Source organism: Comamonas sp. 26, from assembly GCF_002754475.1.
In the GTDB taxonomy this organism is placed as follows: Bacteria; Pseudomonadota; Gammaproteobacteria; order Burkholderiales; family Burkholderiaceae_C; genus Comamonas.
This window is the reverse complement of the sequence record NZ_PEFL01000002.1, coordinates 95024-111564: the sequence shown is the minus strand read 5'-3', so window position 1 is coordinate 111564 and position 16541 is coordinate 95024. Positions and strand designations below refer to the sequence as shown.

Annotated in this window: 17 protein-coding genes; 6 read left to right on the top strand and 11 right to left on the bottom strand. The window is 59.3% G+C overall.

Annotated features, from left to right (window positions below; all coding sequences use genetic code 11):
* Window positions 1-10: 10 nt before the first annotated feature.
* Entirely contained in the window at window positions 11-1051 is a 1041-nt protein-coding gene (gene queG, locus CLU84_RS15070; protein WP_099739039.1) for a tRNA epoxyqueuosine(34) reductase QueG, read from the top strand.
* 60 nt (window positions 1052-1111) lie between these two features.
* Here the strand turns inward: queG and CLU84_RS15065 are convergent, their stop codons facing one another.
* Window positions 1112-2020: an AEC family transporter gene (locus CLU84_RS15065; RefSeq protein ID WP_099738120.1), complete on the bottom strand. Its 909-nt coding sequence runs from the start codon at window positions 2018-2020 to the stop codon at window positions 1112-1114.
* 245 nt (window positions 2021-2265) lie between these two features.
* Between CLU84_RS15065 and CLU84_RS15060 the strand changes: the two genes are divergently transcribed.
* Window positions 2266-3246, top strand: coding sequence for a tripartite tricarboxylate transporter substrate binding protein BugE (locus tag CLU84_RS15060; RefSeq protein WP_099738119.1), 981 nt, complete (start codon window positions 2266-2268; stop codon window positions 3244-3246).
* Between the two features lie 195 nt (window positions 3247-3441).
* Here the strand turns inward: CLU84_RS15060 and CLU84_RS15055 are convergent, their stop codons facing one another.
* On the bottom strand, window positions 3442-4044 hold the full coding sequence (locus CLU84_RS15055; protein WP_099738118.1) for a sugar O-acetyltransferase: 603 nt from the start codon (window positions 4042-4044) through the stop codon (window positions 3442-3444).
* Between the two features lie 98 nt (window positions 4045-4142).
* Complete coding sequence (locus tag CLU84_RS15050) at window positions 4143-4679, bottom strand: DUF2867 domain-containing protein (RefSeq protein ID WP_099738117.1); 537 nt, start codon at window positions 4677-4679, stop codon at window positions 4143-4145.
* A 162-nt stretch (window positions 4680-4841) separates the two neighbouring features.
* Here CLU84_RS15050 and xerD point away from each other — a divergent pair, with 162 nt between their 5' ends.
* On the top strand, window positions 4842-5798 hold the full coding sequence (xerD, locus tag CLU84_RS15045) for a site-specific tyrosine recombinase XerD (protein ID WP_099738116.1): 957 nt from the start codon (window positions 4842-4844) through the stop codon (window positions 5796-5798).
* A gap of 7 nt (window positions 5799-5805) precedes the next feature.
* Here xerD and CLU84_RS15040 read toward each other — a convergent pair whose 3' ends face one another.
* A complete protein-coding gene (locus CLU84_RS15040; RefSeq protein ID WP_099738115.1) occupies window positions 5806-6483 on the bottom strand; it encodes a Twin-arginine translocation pathway signal in 678 nt (225 codons plus the stop codon).
* A gap of 214 nt (window positions 6484-6697) precedes the next feature.
* Between CLU84_RS15040 and CLU84_RS15035 the strand changes: the two genes are divergently transcribed.
* The gene (locus CLU84_RS15035) at window positions 6698-7699 is read left to right on the top strand and encodes a tripartite tricarboxylate transporter substrate binding protein (RefSeq protein ID WP_099738114.1); all 1002 of its coding nucleotides are present in this window, start codon (window positions 6698-6700) and stop codon (window positions 7697-7699) included.
* 101 nt (window positions 7700-7800) lie between these two features.
* Here the strand turns inward: CLU84_RS15035 and CLU84_RS15030 are convergent, their stop codons facing one another.
* The 3 genes from CLU84_RS15030 to CLU84_RS15020 form a co-directional block, all read right to left on the bottom strand.
* A complete protein-coding gene (locus CLU84_RS15030; protein WP_099738113.1) occupies window positions 7801-9087 on the bottom strand; it encodes an EAL and HDOD domain-containing protein in 1287 nt (428 codons plus the stop codon).
* A 41-nt stretch (window positions 9088-9128) separates the two neighbouring features.
* Window positions 9129-10388 carry an EAL and HDOD domain-containing protein gene (locus tag CLU84_RS15025; protein ID WP_099738112.1) on the bottom strand — a complete coding sequence of 420 codons (1260 nt, stop codon included), beginning with the start codon at window positions 10386-10388 and terminating at the stop codon, window positions 9129-9131.
* A gap of 162 nt (window positions 10389-10550) precedes the next feature.
* Entirely contained in the window at window positions 10551-11357 is an 807-nt protein-coding gene (locus CLU84_RS15020) for a ferritin-like domain-containing protein (RefSeq protein ID WP_099738111.1), read from the bottom strand.
* Window positions 11358-11409: 52 nt separating this feature from the next.
* Here CLU84_RS15020 and CLU84_RS15015 point away from each other — a divergent pair, with 52 nt between their 5' ends.
* Together CLU84_RS15015 and CLU84_RS15010 are read left to right on the top strand one after the other, a co-directional pair.
* Complete coding sequence (locus tag CLU84_RS15015; protein WP_099738110.1) at window positions 11410-11934, top strand: gamma carbonic anhydrase family protein; 525 nt, start codon at window positions 11410-11412, stop codon at window positions 11932-11934.
* A gap of 32 nt (window positions 11935-11966) precedes the next feature.
* Window positions 11967-12974, top strand: a complete 1008-nt coding sequence (locus tag CLU84_RS15010) for an Hsp33 family molecular chaperone HslO (protein ID WP_099738109.1) — start codon at window positions 11967-11969, stop codon at window positions 12972-12974.
* A 41-nt stretch (window positions 12975-13015) separates the two neighbouring features.
* Here CLU84_RS15010 and CLU84_RS15005 read toward each other — a convergent pair whose 3' ends face one another.
* The 4 genes from CLU84_RS15005 to kdsA all read right to left on the bottom strand — a co-directional run bounded on the left by CLU84_RS15005 (window position 13016) and on the right by kdsA (window position 16450).
* Window positions 13016-13501, bottom strand: a complete 486-nt coding sequence (locus CLU84_RS15005; RefSeq protein WP_233210209.1) for a hypothetical protein — start codon at window positions 13499-13501, stop codon at window positions 13016-13018.
* Window positions 13502-13561: 60 nt separating this feature from the next.
* On the bottom strand, window positions 13562-13840 hold the full coding sequence (locus CLU84_RS15000; RefSeq protein WP_099738108.1) for a septum formation initiator family protein: 279 nt from the start codon (window positions 13838-13840) through the stop codon (window positions 13562-13564).
* A gap of 76 nt (window positions 13841-13916) precedes the next feature.
* Window positions 13917-15203: a phosphopyruvate hydratase gene (gene eno / locus CLU84_RS14995; RefSeq protein ID WP_099738107.1), complete on the bottom strand. Its 1287-nt coding sequence runs from the start codon at window positions 15201-15203 to the stop codon at window positions 13917-13919.
* A 389-nt stretch (window positions 15204-15592) separates the two neighbouring features.
* Window positions 15593-16450 (bottom strand): 3-deoxy-8-phosphooctulonate synthase, encoded by an 858-nt coding sequence (gene kdsA, locus CLU84_RS14985; RefSeq protein ID WP_099738105.1) that lies wholly within the window; start codon window positions 16448-16450, stop codon window positions 15593-15595.
* Window positions 16451-16541: the final 91 nt, after the last annotated feature.

The following is a 16541-nucleotide window of genomic DNA, read 5'->3' as shown; positions in this document are numbered from 1 at the left end:
GATTCCTTTGATGCAAGCCTGGGCTCGCGAGCTGGGATTTTCCCAAATCGGCGTGGCGGGCGTAGATTTGTCTTCGGCAGAACCCGGTTTGCTGCAATGGTTGGCGCAAGGGTTTCATGGCGAGATGCACTATATGCAGGCCCATGGTTTAAAACGAGCACGCCCCGCGGAATTAGTTCCCGGAACCGTGAGCGTGATTACCGTGCGCATGGATTATCTGCCCCAAGCCACGGCTGATGGCTGGCAGGCCGTGGAATGGGATCGCTTGAAGAACCCCGCCGAAGGCATTGTCTCCATCTACGCTCGGGGGCGGGACTATCACAAGGTGCTCCGCAACCGCCTGCAAAAGCTGGCCGAGCGCATTGCGCAGGAGATTGGCCCGTTTGGTCACCGAGCCTTTACCGATTCGGCCCCCGTGCTGGAGGCTGAGCTGGCCAGCCGCAGCGGCCAGGGCTGGCGCGGCAAGCACACGCTGGTGCTGAGCCGCGAGGCGGGGTCCATGTTCTTTCTGGGCGAGATTTATGTGGACTTCGCCATCGACCCCACCGAGCCGGTGACTGCGCATTGCGGCAACTGCACATCCTGCATAGACGCCTGCCCCACCGGCGCCATCATCGCGCCGCACAAGGTGGATGCGCGTCGCTGCGTTTCGTATCTGACGATTGAGCATGCGGGCAGTATTCCCGAAGACATGCGCCCGTTGCTGGCTAACCGCATCTACGGCTGTGACGACTGCCAGCTGGCCTGCCCCTGGAACAAATTTGCCAAGCCCAGCCAGTTGCCAGACTTTGACGCCCGCGCCGGGCTGGCAGGCACACAGCTGGTTCATTTCTTTGCCTGGGATGAAACCCAGTTTCTGCGCATTACCGAAGGCAGTCCTATTCGCCGTATTGGCCATGCGCGCTGGCTGCGAAATGTGGCCGTGGCATTGGGCAACGCATGGCGTGAGACGGGTCAGCCGGAGCTGCAAGCCGCGCTGCAAACGCGGGCCAATCATCCAGACCCCGTGGTGGCCGAGCATGTGGCCTGGGCGCTGGCGCAGCGCGCTTGATTTTTGATCAAATAAGCCTCTGGCGCTTATTGAATAAGCGCAAGCAGCTATTGAATTTGATTAAACACCAATCAGCCAAAGCCCAAACGGCAGGCTGAGCACGCCCAGCATGGTGGATAGCGACACAAGGCTTGCCACAAACGCTCCCTCATAGCCCATGCGCACCGCCAGCACATAGCAGGACGAGGCAGTGGGCATGCTGGAAAACGCCATCAGTGCAATCGCCTGCGCACCGTGGAGCCCGAACAAGCGCACCATGCCAAAGGCAATCAGTGGCTGAATCGCATGGCGTATCAGCAGCAGCTCGCCCGCCAGCAGCTTGTTGCTGGCCAGCGCGCTGACCTTGAGTCCCGCTCCCGCCGCCATCAGCCCCAGCGCAATCGATGCTGCACCCAGGCGTGCGACCGGCGTTTCCAGCAACTCAGGAATCTTCAGCCCTGCAGCATTGAATAGCAGGGCGCTGACGGTGCTGACGATCAGCGGATTGCGCAGCAAATGACCGACAAAGTGCTGGCTGCTGCCGCGTGTCATGGGCCATACGGCGGCCACGTTGCACAGCGGCACAGACACGCCAATCAGCACCGAGACATAAAGTAGTCCATCCGGCCCCGCCAGCCGCGACACCAGCGCCAGCGCGATGAAGGAGTTAAAGCGAAACGCCACTTGCGCCGCCGATGCATGGCTGCGCGACTCAATGCGCCGACCCAGAAAGGGCAGGTAGGGCAGGCTGTAAGTCAGTGCAATGCCCAGCAGCCCGCCCAGCACGCCCGCGCCCAGCAACTGGCTGGCATCGCCCCACTGAATGGGGTTGCGCGTAATGGAGTGAAACAGCAGGACCGGAAACAGCAGGTAGTAAACCAGTTGCTCCACCGCCTGCCAGACGCTGCGGTTGATGGGCGTGAAGCGGCACAGCAGATAGCCCAGCACGATGAGCGCGAAATCGGGGAAAAGCAGTTCGAGATAGTTCACGGTGCAAGCATAGGGCCGGTAGAGCCTGGACTTTCGCTTGCTGAGAGAAAGCTGTCACCTTGGCGCTCAGTGGTAGTACTTACTGCTGTGAATCCATTGATTCGATTTGAACCTTGATCCGGTTCAATGTTTTTGCATGAACCTAGGGTTTTTACTGGCAAATCAGGGCTAACAAGGATGTGTCAGGTTTTTGTCGCCACTTACCATCAGCCGTTAATTTTCTGAAATCATAAGGAGACCCCTTCATGAATCGTCGTATGTGCATGGGCCTGACAATGGCTCTGGCAGCCGCAGGTTTTTCTACCGCTGTGATGGCTGAGGCCAACTACCCTACCAAGCCCATCAAGCTGCTGGTTCCCTTTGCCGCAGGCGGCACGACAGACATCATTGCCCGTGTGATCGCCGAGCCGCTGGGCAGGGAACTGGGTCAGTCCGTGATCGTGGACAACAAGGGCGGTGGCGGTGGCGTCATCGGCGCGCAGGAAACCGCCCGCCAGAAGCCCGATGGCTACAACCTGGGCATTTCCACCCTGTCGACCATGGCCACCAACCCGGCCATCAATCCCAGGACTCCCTACAACCCGCTGACCGACTTCACGCCCATCATCAACATTGCGGCCACGCCCAATGTGATCGCCGTGAACCCCAAGTTTGCAGGTAACGCCAACTACAAGGCGTTCGAGGCTGAGCTCAAGGCCAATCCCGGCAAGTACTCGTACGGCTCGTCCGGTACGGGCGGCATCCAGCACATGCTGATGGAGCTGTACAAGTCGCTGACCGGCATTCAGATGACCCACGTGCCCTACCGCGGCGCGGGCCCGGCCCTGAATGACGCCGTTGCCGGCCAGATCCCCATGATTCTGGACAACCTGCCTTCGGCACTGCCCTTCATCAAGGACAACCGCCTCAAGGCCATCGCCGTGGCAGCCCCCCAGCGCCTGGCGGTGTTGCCTGATGTGCCCACCTTCAAGGAGGTTGGCCTGCCCCAGGTGAACCGCATGGCTTCTTATGGCATTCTGGGCCCCAAGGGCATGGACAAGGCCACCGTGGACAAGATCAACGCCGCCGTGAAGAAGGTGCTGCAGGACCCCGCAGTGAAGAAGCGCATTGAAGACACCGGCTCTCTGGTGGTTGGCAACTCCCCTCAGGAATTTGCCAAGGAACTCAAGGAAGAGTTTGAAACCTACAAGCAAGTCGTTGCCAAGCAGAAGCTGACGCTGGACTAAGCATCTGATCTGCCACTAAAGCAGTAGCGGATACCGCAAGCCCGAATTGCCCTCAAGGCCATTCGGGCTTTTTTGTCGCTTTTCAAAGAGAAACAAACGGGCATCGACTTTGAGCCGGCTTTTGCCAGCCTTGTTGCAGATTTGTCTACTCGCTATGTATTTGTCTGGCAGGCATTTATGAGCACGACTGTCCATTCAGTATGGTTCGGGATCAAATCCGGTCTTGTCCTGTTCGGAAATCGTCCGTATGACCTTGCAGGGAATGCCTGCTGCGATGACTCCTGCAGGAATTTCGGAGGTTACAACGCTGCCAGAGCCGATGATCGAGCCGTCTCCGATGGTGACTCCGGGGTTGATGTGCGCGCCTGCGCCGATCCAGACGCGATTGCCGATCTTCACAGGCTTGGCAAAGCATCCTCCGGCCGCTCTTTCCATGGGGTCAATTGCATGATTGGAGGTGTAGATGCCGACGCGCGGCGCGAGAAGTACATCGTCACCGATAAAGATGCCGCCGCCATCGAGCATGATGCAATCAAAGTTGGCATAGAAGCGGTCGCCGATGTGGATGTTGCGACCGAACTCACAGCGAAAGCCAGGCTCGAAGTGCACGCTCTGGCCGATATGGCCTAGCAATCGTTTGAGGATCTCTTCTCGCTCCTGTCCCGATTGCGAGAAGGCTGCGTTGTAGGCATTGCTCAACAGAACCGCGCTTTGTCGAGCGGCAACCAGCTCAGGAGTCAGGTCGTTGTACATCTGCCCGCTGTGGATATGGGCGAGCTGCATTTCGAGGTTGGGCATTGAGAGTTGTCCGAATTTTCCGAGACGCCAACCATAGTGCATAGAGCAGGGCTCGATAACCGCTTCTTGCAGCGAATCTGCAGCCCTGGAGTGGATGCTTAAGCCGCATGCGCGTTGCGCCCTATGCTCGCAAGCACCGCAGGTGCGATGAGCCGGTGCATAGGTTTGACAGGCAACATATAGAGGCTGCCAAGCCGGTTTTTGACATGCACGACGGTCGTGATCGTGATGGACACCAGTCCTTCGTCCGCATGCTCTTGACGGTGAACGCTTAGAACAACCTTCAGGTGTTTGTCGTCATCGCCGATTAGCGCTTCATCAAAAGTATTTTCGATGACCGTGAAGATGCCCACGCGGTCGCCTGGCTGATAGTCGAGCGCCGATTTGCCTGCGGCGACCCCTGATAACGTACCGAGGTCCTTGAGTCCTACGATTCGGCCCAGGCGGTTACGGGCCCTCATGCATATATCTATCCAGCGAGGCGTGTCTTTGGCCGCGGCGATGAAGTGACCGAGTGAAGACAGACTGGTGTCGCTGGAGGTGATGCTCCACGAGTCATGAAAGCTGGCACCTACCAACCGGGATGCAATGCGGCTATTCGGTGGAACTGCTGATTCAGAGGGTCTGTTTGTCATGACTTTCACTATAGCGGTGCAACGAAAATTCCGTACCGGCAAGCGACGCCGCGAGTTCAATGAATTGGCCTATGGGCGCTTGAATAGCTCTGCCGCTTGTTTCGCTTGCCATGGCTTGTTAGCTGCACTTGCAGTCCCTCGCCAGCGTGTACGCTAGCTCTCATGTCTGAAGCTCAGAAAAAACCGCGCAAACCATCTGTTCCTGAGAGCTGGCCGCCGCCGCTGCCAGAGAGCCTGGATGGTCTGGACTTGTTTATCGATGCGCTGCTGCTTGAGGATGGCCTGTCGCGCAACACGCTGTCTGCCTATAGGCGCGATTTGAATGCGTTTGCGCAGTGGCTGGCCAGCTTGCCGCCGCCCAAGGCGGTGGATGAAGCGCAGGAGGGGGATATCAACGCCTACTTTGCGGCGCGGGTGGATGAGACCAAGGCCACATCATCCAACCGCCGCCTGACGGTGCTGCGCCGCTACTACCACTGGGCCTTGCGTGAAAAGCGCATAGCCACCGACCCCACAGTGCGCATGCTGGCTGCCAAGCAGGCACCGCGCATGCCCAAAGTGCTGACTCAGGAGCAGGTGGAGGCTTTGCTGAATGCGCCCGATGTGGATATGCCGCTGGGCCTGCGCGACCGGGCCATGCTGGAGCTGATGTATGCCAGCGGCCTGCGTGTGAGCGAGTTGGTGGGTGTGCGCATGCACGAGCTGGATTTGCGCGCTGGCGTGCTGCGTGTGACGGGCAAGGGTCGTAAGGAGCGGCTGGTGCCCTTTGGCCAGGAGGCGCAGCACTGGCTGGAGCGCTATCTGCAAGGCGCACGCGCCATTATTCTGGGTGGACAGCAGACCGATGCGGTGTTTGTCACTCAGCGCAGCGCGGGCATGAGTCGGGTGATGTTCTGGGTCATCGTCAAAAAATGCGCGCAGATTGCGGGCGTGACTTCACCCCTGTCACCCCACACTCTGCGCCATGCGTTTGCCACACATTTGCTCAACCACGGGGCTGATTTGCGCGTGGTGCAGATGCTGCTGGGTCATGCCGATATCTCCACCACCACCATCTACACCCATGTGGCCAGGGAGAGGCTCAAGTCGTTGCATGTCGAGCACCATCCGCGCGGCTAGTGCATGTTTAAGCGGTGACTGGGCTGACCTGTATGTAGTACAGGCCCCAGACGGCCGCAGGAAAGCGCTGTTTGATGGGCAACTGGCTCAACTCAGGAATGTTCTGGGGCGCAAAAACGGCCCACAGCGGCCCCACGCCTCCGACAGACAGCGGCAGGCCATCGAGCTGGGTGGCCAGCAGAATGCGCCAGCGCACGGCTTGCGTTAGCGGCATCTGGTTGCGGTAGCCGTCAATGCCTTGCAGGGTAAGTTGCAAGCCTTGCGCAATGGCGGAGGCGATATCGATGCCTGCGGCCTGCAGCACATGCTCCAGCAGAGGGCCTTGCAGGCGGTGCTCGGTTTCGTCGTATTCCAGCTGGGTGGTAAGTTGGTGCTGCTCCAGGCTGTTGAGCGCATCCAGTCCGCAAGACCATGCGGCATCAAACTGATAGCCGTGCATGTTGAGCATGCGGTCCGCTACGGCCTGGGGCTTGCCGCGATTGGCCTGTACGCCGGTGCCGCTGATGGTGAGCATGACGGGCTGCAGGCCATCCAGCACGCAGGCGCTGGATGCCGAGCGGGAAGCCGGGCGCGCGGTGGTGCGAGCCTGCGCAGCGGCTGCGGGCAGGGCCATGGCACTCAGCGCCGCACCGGCGGCACTGCCTTGCAGCAGTGAGCGACGTGAAAACAGAGACTTTGCTGCCATGAAGCGCTTTCTGTGATGTGGACTCTCAGCAGTCTAGCGACAAGCGCCATGGATGATGCGTTGAGCCGTCACTGATGTCATATTTCAGTTGATTTGTCGTATTTGTATAGCTATTTTGATTGTTTGTGGCGGTTTAATTGCCGATTCGACACCGTATTCATCTCGGGAATGCACTTTGGTCAAAAATGCAGGTCTTGTTATCTGGATTTGAGTAATGACTAACTTTCTTCGCCGTAGCGTACTGAGCTGTGCGCTGGTCGCTGCGCTGCCTGCCGCTTTGTCCCTGAATGCCCAGGCAGCTGATAAAGCCGATGCGGCGTGGCCCAGCCGTCCCATTCGTCTGGTGGTGTCTTACCCCGCTGGTGGCGTGAGCGATGTGGTAGCCCGTGCTTTGGGTGAAAAGCTCACCGCCTCGCTGGGTCAGCCGGTGGTGATTGAGAACAAGGCCGGTGCCGGTGGTGCGATTGGTCTGGATCAGGTGGTCAAGTCCAACCCCGATGGTTATACGCTGGGCTTTTCATCGATCAGCCCGCTGACGCTGAGCCCGCATCTGGGCAAGCCGCTGTTTGATGCGCAAAAGGACATCACACCCGTGGTCAGCGTCATGTACTCGCCCGTGCTGCTGCTGGGCACCACACGGCTGACGGCCAAGAGCTTCCCTGAAATGCTGGCGCAGGCCAAGGCCAACCCCGGCGATGTGCGCTGGGCCACAGCCGGTCTGGCATCGCTGGGCCACATCATGCTGGAGCAGATTGCCGACCAGTCCAAGACCCAGATCACACATGTGCCTTACAAGGGCGGCGGCCAGCAGCTCAATGACGGCCTGAGCGCGCAGTTTGAAGTGCTCTCTACCAACGCCGGTCCGGCGGTGATGCAGCACATCAAGGCTGGCAAGTTCAAGGCTCTGGCTGTGGGCGCGCCTTCGCGTCTGGATTCGCTGCCGCAAGTGCCTACGCTGGCTGAGCTGGGTTACAAGAACGCCAACACCACATCGGTCTTTGGCATCTTTGCTCCCGCCGGTGTGCCTGCCCCCGTGCTGGCTCGCCTGAATGCCGAGGTGAACAAGGTGCTGGCGCTGCCTGAAATGCGCCAGCGCCTGGAGGCGACCGACAACGTGCTCACAGGCGGCAAGGCCGCTGACTTTGCCAAGCAGATTGAGGCCGAGTCCAAGGCCAATGCGCACATCATCAAGGCAGCCAAGATTCAGCTGAACTGATGGATAAAATGATAGCGCCTTGCGCTTGAATAAAAAGGGCTTGCGGCCAATTTAGCCGCAAGCCCTTTTTTTATGTGCGCTAGCAGCTCATATTTTGATAGTTAAGCGCCTTCGCTGATCAGGCTGTCAGCCCAGCTCAGAGCCTGCAGGTGGGCCCAGTTAACCTGATGGTTGGACAGGTGCAGCGCATTGGCAGCCTGTGCAAAGGCCGCTTCGTCGCCCGATTCGCAGGCGCGGGTCAGGTCGAGAAAGGGGGCGAACACGCCCTTGTTGTGCACCAGTGCATCGACGACGGATTGCGGCAGCGCCACGGACTCCAGTGCCTTGACGATGGGCTGGCCCAGCATCACGTCGAGCAGGGAGAACACGCCGACCACAAAAGCGTGGTCGCTTTCCTCGGGGGGCAGCAGCTCGGCGCTCAGCAGTTCCATCAGGCGCCCGCGCACCACGGCGGTCTGGCCCACGGCGGGCGGTGAGCCGCCGGCGCGCGAGGTGGTTAGCAGCAGTGCAGCCCAGCGGAACAGCTTTTTGAGGCCCAGAATCATCACCGCATGGCGAAAGGACGTGACCTCGCAGGACAGGCCAAAGCCCGAGCTGTTGATGAAGCGCAGCAGGTTGAAGGACAGCGTGGGGTCCTTCTTGAGCAACTCTTCAATCTCTTCGGTGCTGGCCTGCTGGCGCACGAGGTTGATGAGCTGAATGATGGTCGCCTGCGTGGGGCGAATGGTGCGCGCCTGAACCACCTGGGGCTGGGCGAACCAGTAGCCCTGGAACAGTTTGATGCCCAGACCGAGCATGTGATCGAACTGCTCGGCGGTTTCAACTTTCTCGGCCACGATTTGCGCGCGGGTGTAGGTCTGGGCAAACTTCACCAGCTTTTCGGCGTGCTCCAGTCCGAAGGCCTGCATGTCCAGCTTGACGAAGGAGGCCATAGGCAGCCACGACGCGTAGTTGCGGCGCAGCAGGTTCTGGTCAAACGCCAGACGAAAGCCGCGCTGGCGCAGGGCGTTGAAGGTGGGCAGGCAGGCTTCGATGCTCTCCGGCGAGGCATCGGCAGGTAGGGCTGGCACTTCCAGCACCACGCGATCGGGGTGAATCAGCTCTAGATGGCCGCCGCTCAGGCTTTCATGCGTGCAGTTGATGAAGACCGTTTTTTTGCCCACCAGCGCTTCTGCGCCTGCGTACGACAGGGCGTTGAACAGCAGTGCTGCATCAGAGGCGGCGGTGTGCGCGTTGTGAGAGACGGAGCGGTCAAACAGCTCGTAGCCGAACACATCCCTTTTCTCATCAACGATGGCCTGACGCGCAATGCTGGCGATGTTGGCATCGTCTTTGTCTGTGCTTGGGTCAGCGGGCTGAGGCAGGTCGGAGGTGTCTGAGGTTTCCATGGTTGCTATCAATAGGGTGTGTGCGTAGGGGATGTGCTCTGTCAATCGGACAGGCACTCCGTCCAACTCAGTGCCTGCAAGTGGGCCTGGTTGATGTCGTTGTGTTCCAGCTCAAGGCTGTCAGCGCTGCGGTCAAACTGATCCAGGTCCTGGCTCTCGCAGGCCTGCGTGAGGATGAGCAGCTCACCCAGAATGCCTTCGTGACGCAGCACAGCGGCAGAGACTGCCTCGGACACGGGAATCAGCGCCAGCGCAGCGGGCAGAGGCATGTTCAGCATGCGGTCGAGCATGGAGAACATGCCGCAGATAAAGGCCAGGTCGGTATCGGTCTCTGTCAGCGAATGCTTGGCCAGCAACTCCATCAGGCGACCGCGAATCACAGCGGTCTGGCCCACGGCGGGCGGCGGGCCACCTTCGCGGGCGGCCGTCAGCAGCATGGCCGCCCAGCGGAACAGCTTGTTCATGCCGAGCAGCATGACGGCTTGCTTGAACGAGGTGATCTCGCGGTGCGCGCCAAAGCTGGCCGAGTTGATGAGGCGCAACAGGTTGAAGGCCAGAGCTGCGTCTTTTTTCAGAACTTCTTCAATTGCATCGGTGCTGGCCTGCTCACGCACGAGGGTCAGCAGCTGAATGATGCTTTGCTGTGAGGGGGTGAGCAGGCGGGTTTGCATCACCGTGGGGCGTGCAAACCAGAAGCCTTGAAACAGCTCGATGCCAAGGCGCTGGCCCAGGTCGTGCTGCAGAGCGCTTTCCACCTTCTCGGCAATCAGCTCGGCACGGGAGTGGCGGCTGGCAAATTTGACCAGCACCGTCAGCTGGGCCGGAGCCAGAGCCGACAGGTCCAGTTTGATGTAATCGGCCAGCGGCAGCCAGGCCGAGTATTCAGACTCCAGCACGGTGTGGTTGAAGGCCAGGTGAAAGCCTTGATCCTTGAGCGCCAGCAGCGTGGGCAGGCGTGCCGCGACTTCGTGAGTGGCTGCATGGCCCAGCGGCGGGATTTCCAGCACCACCTTGTCGGCGGGCAGCAGCTCCAGATGCTCGCCGGTCAGGCCTTCATGTGTGCAGTTCACAAACATGAGCTTGGTGCCCACCAGATCTTCTTCACCCGCGTGCGTGAGGGCAGCAAAGATCAGCGTCGCATCGGACGACATGGTGTGGTCGTAAGGCGAACGTGAGCGGTTGAACAACTCATAGCCAATGATTTGCTGCAGCCCATTGACGATGGGCTGGCGGGCAATCATGCCTTTGGACAGGTTGCGCGAGGGGGCGAAAGCCGTGTCCTTTAGGGTTTGTTCACTCATCTGTACATGCCATCTGTTGGTGAGGAAAAGTTGGCTTTGCTCGTTGCTGTAAGAATGAGTCGATCATAGTGTCAGCTTTGAGCGTGTGGGGCTTTTGCGCCAACAACTTGGGCTGATGGGGTGTAACAGCTCAAAAAACTTGATTCGAGTCAAGAAATTGACTCAATTTTGTTTGAGCCAGTCCATCTCCGTCACCGTAAAGCCTGCGGCAAGGCGCGCACTTTCGTTGAAGGGCGGGCGCATGCGCGGGGCCTCGTAGCGGGTTGCCAGCTCCTGGTACAACGGTACGGGGTCCAGTCCATCTTTCTCGCACAGCCAGCGGTACCAGTGGTTGCCGATGGCGACATGGCCGACCTCCTCGCGCAAGATGATGTCCAGAATCTCAACGGCTGCCAGTGCATCGGGCGCATGGGTGTTGCGCAGCTTGTTCTGAATTTGCGGCGTAGCGTCAAGCCCACGGGCTTCCATCGTTCTCGGTACCAGCGCCATGCGGGCGGTGATGTCGCCCGCCGTTTTCTCGCACATGGCCCACTGTCCCTGATGGGCGGGGTAGTCGCCATAGTCCTTGCCATGCTGCTGCTGCAGGTGCTCGCGCAGCAGGCGGAAATGCTTGGCTTCCTCGGCCGCGACCTGCAGCCAGTCGTAGTAGTACTGCTGGGGCATGCCGTCAAAACGCCAGACGGCATCCAGCGCCAGATTGATGGCATTGAATTCGATATGCGCAATGGCATGGATGAGGATGGCCCGCCCCTCCGGTGTGGCGGGCGAGCGGCGACCGACTTCCGTGTGGTGCTTGAGCTCGGGCCTGGGCGGGCGGCCCGGCAGCTCAGACTCGGGGACAGGCAGCGCCGGAGCAGTATCTGCTATCGAATAGAGAGCTTTTTGCGCATACAGATCAAGGGCTGCAGCTGCTTTTTGTTCAGGGTCTGAAAAGCACAAGACCTCTAGCGCGCGATGACGTAACTCCATCCCTACAATTCTAGGTAGTTGAGAGAAGTCATAAATCAAGGAGACAACCCACATGGCAATTTACGAACTGGATGGTGTGGCGCCCGAGATCGATGAGTCCGCCTGGGTGGCGGACAGCGCGCAAGTCATGGGCCGCGTCACGCTGGGCAAAGATGCCAGCGTCTGGTTCGGTACCGTGATCCGTGGTGATACCGACAGCATCACCATCGGCGAGGGCTCCAATATTCAGGATGCCAGCGTGCTGCATGCCGATATGGGCAAGCCGCTGAACGTGGGTTGCAATGTGACGGTTGGCCACCAAGTAATGCTGCATGGCTGCACGATTGGCGATGGCTCGCTTATCGGCATTGGTGCGGTGGTGCTTAATGGCGCAAAAATTGGCAAGAACTGCCTGGTAGGCGCAGGTTCGCTGGTGACGGAGGGCAAGGAATTCCCCGATGGATCCATGATTCTGGGCAGCCCTGCCAAGGCCGTGCGCGAGTTGTCGCCAGAGCAGATCGAAGGTCTGCGCCAAAGCGCCAAAAATTATGTGTTGAATGCACGCCGCTTCAAGAGCGGCTTGCGCAAGCTGGGTTGATAGCAGCCCAGCCCTTACCGGAATCTATTAGCGTGTCTGAACTGCATAAATTCATTTTTGACGGCCTGCCCGTGCGGGGTGCCATCGTCCGCCTGACCGACGCCTGGCAGGAAATCCTGCAGCGCCGTGCTGGCAACAGCGAAACCGGCGCCTACCCAGAAGCCGTGGCTGCCCTGCTGGGCGAGATGGCTGCTGCCAGTGTGCTCATGCAGTCCAACATCAAGTTCAATGGCGCTCTGGTGTTCCAGATCATGGGTGATGGCCCTGTCAAGCTGGCCGTGGCTGAAGTGCAGTCTGACCTGAGTCTGCGCGTCACGGCATCGCTGGTGGGCGAGGCCAACTACCCGCTGAAAGGCCAGCAGGCCCCGCTGGCGAATCTGGTCAATGCACGTGGTGCAGGCCGCTGCGCTGTCACGCTGGACCCCAAGGACCGCCAGCCCGGCCAGCAGCCTTATCAAGGCGTGGTGTCGTTGAATGATCAGAATGGCGGCCGTTTTGAACGCCTGTCGGATGCTCTGCAGTTCTACATGCAGCAGTCCGAGCAGCTGGACACCGTGCTGGTGCTGGCCGCCAACGACAAGATTGCCGCAGGCCTGATGCTGCAGCGCATGCCGGTCAAGGGCGAAGCCAATCTGTCCGCAGCCACCGAAAGCGGTGATGCCGAGCATGATGCGCAGGGCCTCAACGAGGAATACAACCGCATCGCCACGCTGGCCTCCAGCCTGAAGCAGGAAGAGCTGCTGACGCTGGATGTGGACACCATCTTGCGCCGCCTGTTCTGGGAAGAAAAGCTGCTGCGCTTTGCGCCCCAGGCCGATGAGCTGGCCCCCCGCTTTGCCTGCACTTGCAGTCGCGAGCGTGTGGGCACCATGCTGGTCTCGTTGGGCGAGCAAGAAGTGGAGTCTGTCTTGGCCGAGCGTGGTCAGATTGAAGTGGGTTGTGACTTCTGCGGTCAGCAGTACCACTTTGATCCTATCGATGCGGCACGCTTGTTCACCGATTTGAAAACTCAGCCTCCAAGCTCTGCTGCAGTGCAATAAGTCGCTGCAGCAACTTGCTGCGGTAGCTAAAAAGGCCAGCGTCAGCTGGCCTTTTTCAGTTGAGCGAACAGTGCCTGTTCGCATTCAGGGTCGTCGCACTGCTCGCAACCCTTGAGGCGCATGCGGGCGCTAGGCTTCCAGGGGTTTTGCGCTGAAATCCAATTCCAGTCAGCATCAGGTGCTACGGATTTTAAAGACTCTGCGAGTTGCAGCCACTGTGCCGAAGGCTTTCCATACAGCATCACATAAGGCCGTCGCTGTGCGCCCAGTTGCTCTCGCCAGGCGCTGATCTGCTGTGCAATTGCTGGATCCGCCGGGTCGCTATCGCGCCAATCCTGGCCCAGCACATACACCAATGCTTGTTGCGGCCAAGCCTCATTCGCTTGGGGGGCAAGGCATTGCCATGCGTCTTGGTTGCCCTTGCTTGCACCTTGCTCCCACGCCTGCAGCAAAGCGTGGGCCATGCTGCGGGACAGCGCATGGGGCATGCCCAGCAGGACGACGGTGGGGTAGCGGTGATCAGTCATGGATATCAATGAAAAAGCCAGCGCAGGGCTGGCTTTGAATGCTACAGGGGCGGGCGGTGATCAGCGCTTGGAAACCTGAATATAGATTTCATTGGGCTTGACCATGCCCAGTTCGTAGCGGGCTTTTTCTTCCACCGTCGACAGGCCGTCCTTCAAGTCATTGACTTCAGACTCCAGCCTGTCGTTTTCAGATTTTTCCAGGGCATTGGCGGCGTACTGCTCCTGAATCTGCCGATGCAGATCCTGCACATAGGCCATGCTTCCATTGCCCAGCCAGAGCTGGGCATGAATGGCGGCCAGAAGAACCAGCAGAGTGACGCAGACGACGCGGTTAACCATAAAAAAACCTGGTGGAAACAAGAGAAGCGCCACAGCCGAAAACCGGCTGTCTGGCGCTTTCTCTTAGCCCTGCACTTTAGCGCAGGTTGTAGAAGGCTGCGTTGCCAGGGTACTCAGCCACATCGCCCAGATCTTCTTCGATGCGCAGCAGCTGGTTGTACTTGGCGATACGGTCGGAACGGCTCATGGAGCCAGTCTTGATCTGACCAGCGTTCAGGCCCACGGCGATGTCAGCAATGGTGCTGTCTTCGGTTTCGCCCGAGCGGTGCGAGATCACGGCGGTGTAACCAGCGCGCTTGGCCATTTCGATGGCAGCGAAAGTTTCGGTCAGGGTGCCGATCTGGTTGATCTTGATCAAGATGGAGTTGGCAATGTGCTTGTCAATGCCTTCCTTCAGGATCTTGGTGTTGGTGACGAACAGATCGTCGCCCACCAGCTGAACCTTCTTGCCCAGACGCTCGGTCAGGACCTTCCAGCCATCCCAGTCGCCTTCGTGCATGCCGTCTTCGATGGAGATGATGGGGTACTTGTCGCACCAGCCAGCCAGCATGTCAGTCCACTGCACAGCGGTCAGTGTCATATTGCCTTCGCCAGCCAGAACGTACATGCCGTCCTTGTAGAACTCGGAAGCAGCGCAGTCCAGACCCAGAGCGATTTGCTCGCCGGGCTTGTAGCCAGCTTTTTCGATGGCTTCGATGATCAGCTGAATCGCAGCTTCGTGGTTTTCCACGGAAGGAGCGAAACCGCCTTCGTCACCCACGGCAGTGGACATTCCCTTGTGGTGGATGATGGCCTTCAGCGCGTGGAACACTTCAGCGCCCCAGCGCACGGCTTCACGGAAGGTGGGGGCGCCGACGGGGATGATCATGAACTCTTGCAGGTCCAGCGAGTTGTTCGCGTGGGCGCCGCCGTTGATCACGTTCATCATGGGCACGGGCAGTTGCACGCCGCCCATGCCGCCGAAGTAGCGGTACAGGGGCAGGCCAGCTTCTTCAGCAGCGGCGCGGGCCACAGCCATGGACACGGCCAGCATGGCGTTGGCGCCCAGGCGGCTCTTGTTGTCGGTACCGTCCAAGTCGATCAGGGTCTTGTCCAGGAAGGCTTGCTCGGAAGCATCCAGGCCCAGAACGGCTTCGGAGATTTCGGTGTTGATGTGCTCAACAGCCTTCAACACGCCCTTGCCCAGGTAACGGCTCTTGTCGCCGTCACGCATTTCAATCGCTTCGCGCGAGCCGGTGGATGCGCCGCTAGGCACAGCCGCACGGCCCATCACGCCGGATTCCAGCAGCACGTCGCATTCAACGGTGGGGTTGCCGCGGCTATCCAGCACTTCGCGGCCTACGATGTCAACAATGGCACTCATTGCATTTCCTTTGGGTTTCTGAAATCGGTACGTGCAGGCTGATTTCGGTTATGAAATCACGCCCAAGCGCTTGAGCATCAAGCGCAAGCTGCTATTAAACTTGTGAAGCCGTTTGCTTTCCACCTGCTGCGCGCGCCATGCACGCGATCAGTATGAAAGAGGCTGCGGCAGCTATTGTGCACAAATTTGACAGGCCGCTTTAGCCTTGACGTGATGCTGTAATCGAGTTTCTTCTTTTTGAATATTGCGGTTACAGGCTTCGGGCACAAAAAAGGCATGACGCCACGGTTCATCGTGTCAGTCATGCCGGGGTGCATCATGGCCTTAGACGCCTGGCCGCGGTTTGCGGCGGTCGGCATGCGTGCGGGGGATGCGCAGTGCTCTCATGCTCAGGCTTCGAAATGGTTTTCGAGGAAACCGTTGCGCTTGGTGATGTCATCCAGAGCCACCAGCGTTTCCAGCAAGGCCTTCATGTGCTTGAGGGGGACGGCGTTCGGGCCGTCGGAGAGGGCGTTGCTGGGATCAGGATGGGTTTCCATGAACAGACCCGCCACGCCCACGGCCACTGCGGCGCGGGACAGAACAGGCACCATCTCGCGCATGCCGCCGCTGCTGGTGCCGTTGCCGCCGGGCAGCTGCACGCTGTGGGTGGCGTCAAATACCACGGGGGCGTTGGTCTCGCGCATGATGGCCAGCGAGCGCATATCGCTCACCAGATTGTTGTAGCCAAAGCTGGCACCGCGTTCACAGGCGGTGAAGCTGTCAGCAGGCAGACCCACTTCGAGGGCGGCAGCGCGGGCCTTGTCGATGACATTCTTCATGTCATGCGGTGCAAGGAACTGGCCCTTTTTGATATTCACGGGTTTGCCGGACTGGGCCACGGCGCGGATGAAATCCGTCTGGCGACACAGGAAGGCCGGGGTCTGCAGCATGTCCACAATGGACGCCACATAAGGCACTTCTTCGACGGTGTGCACATCGGTGAGGATGGGCACGTTCAATTCTTTTTTCACCTTGGCCATGATTTCCAGACCCTTTTCCATGCCGGGGCCGCGGAAGCTGGTGCCGGAGGAGCGGTTGGCCTTGTCAAAGCTGCTCTTGAAGATGAAGTTGATGCCCAAAGAGGCGGTGATTTCTTTAAGTTGCCCAGCCACGTCCATCTGCAGCTGCTCGGACTCGACCACACAGGGGCCGGCGATCAGGAAGAAGCGTTTTTCAAGGCCAATATCAAAGCCGCAGAGTTTCATGGTGGGTTCCTTTGTGCACGCATTGCATGCTTCAAACTGAAGCTGCTAGTGCTATAAATTGAATGATTTCAGCAGTATTTGATGCTGAAGT

What these genes read in the sequence shown, in the direction of transcription:
- queG (WP_099739039.1), top strand. Translation starts at nt 11, where the DNA reads ATGCAAGCCTGGGCTCGCGAGCTGGGATTTTCCCAAATCGGCGTGGCG.
- CLU84_RS15060 (WP_099738119.1), top strand. Translation starts at nt 2,266, where the DNA reads ATGAATCGTCGTATGTGCATGGGCCTGACAATGGCTCTGGCAGCCGCA.
- CLU84_RS15055 (WP_099738118.1), bottom strand. Translation starts at nt 4,044, where the DNA reads ATGCCCAACCTCGAAATGCAGCTCGCCCATATCCACAGCGGGCAGATG.
- CLU84_RS15050 (WP_099738117.1), bottom strand. Translation starts at nt 4,679, where the DNA reads ATGACAAACAGACCCTCTGAATCAGCAGTTCCACCGAATAGCCGCATT.
- xerD (WP_099738116.1), top strand. Translation starts at nt 4,842, where the DNA reads ATGTCTGAAGCTCAGAAAAAACCGCGCAAACCATCTGTTCCTGAGAGC.
- CLU84_RS15040 (WP_099738115.1), bottom strand. Translation starts at nt 6,483, where the DNA reads ATGGCAGCAAAGTCTCTGTTTTCACGTCGCTCACTGCTGCAAGGCAGT.
- CLU84_RS15035 (WP_099738114.1), top strand. Translation starts at nt 6,698, where the DNA reads ATGACTAACTTTCTTCGCCGTAGCGTACTGAGCTGTGCGCTGGTCGCT.
- CLU84_RS15030 (WP_099738113.1), bottom strand. Translation starts at nt 9,087, where the DNA reads ATGGAAACCTCAGACACCTCCGACCTGCCTCAGCCCGCTGACCCAAGC.
- CLU84_RS15025 (WP_099738112.1), bottom strand. Translation starts at nt 10,388, where the DNA reads ATGAGTGAACAAACCCTAAAGGACACGGCTTTCGCCCCCTCGCGCAAC.
- CLU84_RS15020 (WP_099738111.1), bottom strand. Translation starts at nt 11,357, where the DNA reads ATGGAGTTACGTCATCGCGCGCTAGAGGTCTTGTGCTTTTCAGACCCT.
- CLU84_RS15015 (WP_099738110.1), top strand. Translation starts at nt 11,410, where the DNA reads ATGGCAATTTACGAACTGGATGGTGTGGCGCCCGAGATCGATGAGTCC.
- CLU84_RS15005 (WP_233210209.1), bottom strand. Translation starts at nt 13,501, where the DNA reads ATGACTGATCACCGCTACCCCACCGTCGTCCTGCTGGGCATGCCCCAT.
- CLU84_RS15000 (WP_099738108.1), bottom strand. Translation starts at nt 13,840, where the DNA reads ATGGTTAACCGCGTCGTCTGCGTCACTCTGCTGGTTCTTCTGGCCGCC.
- eno (WP_099738107.1), bottom strand. Translation starts at nt 15,203, where the DNA reads ATGAGTGCCATTGTTGACATCGTAGGCCGCGAAGTGCTGGATAGCCGC.
- kdsA (WP_099738105.1), bottom strand. Translation starts at nt 16,450, where the DNA reads ATGAAACTCTGCGGCTTTGATATTGGCCTTGAAAAACGCTTCTTCCTG.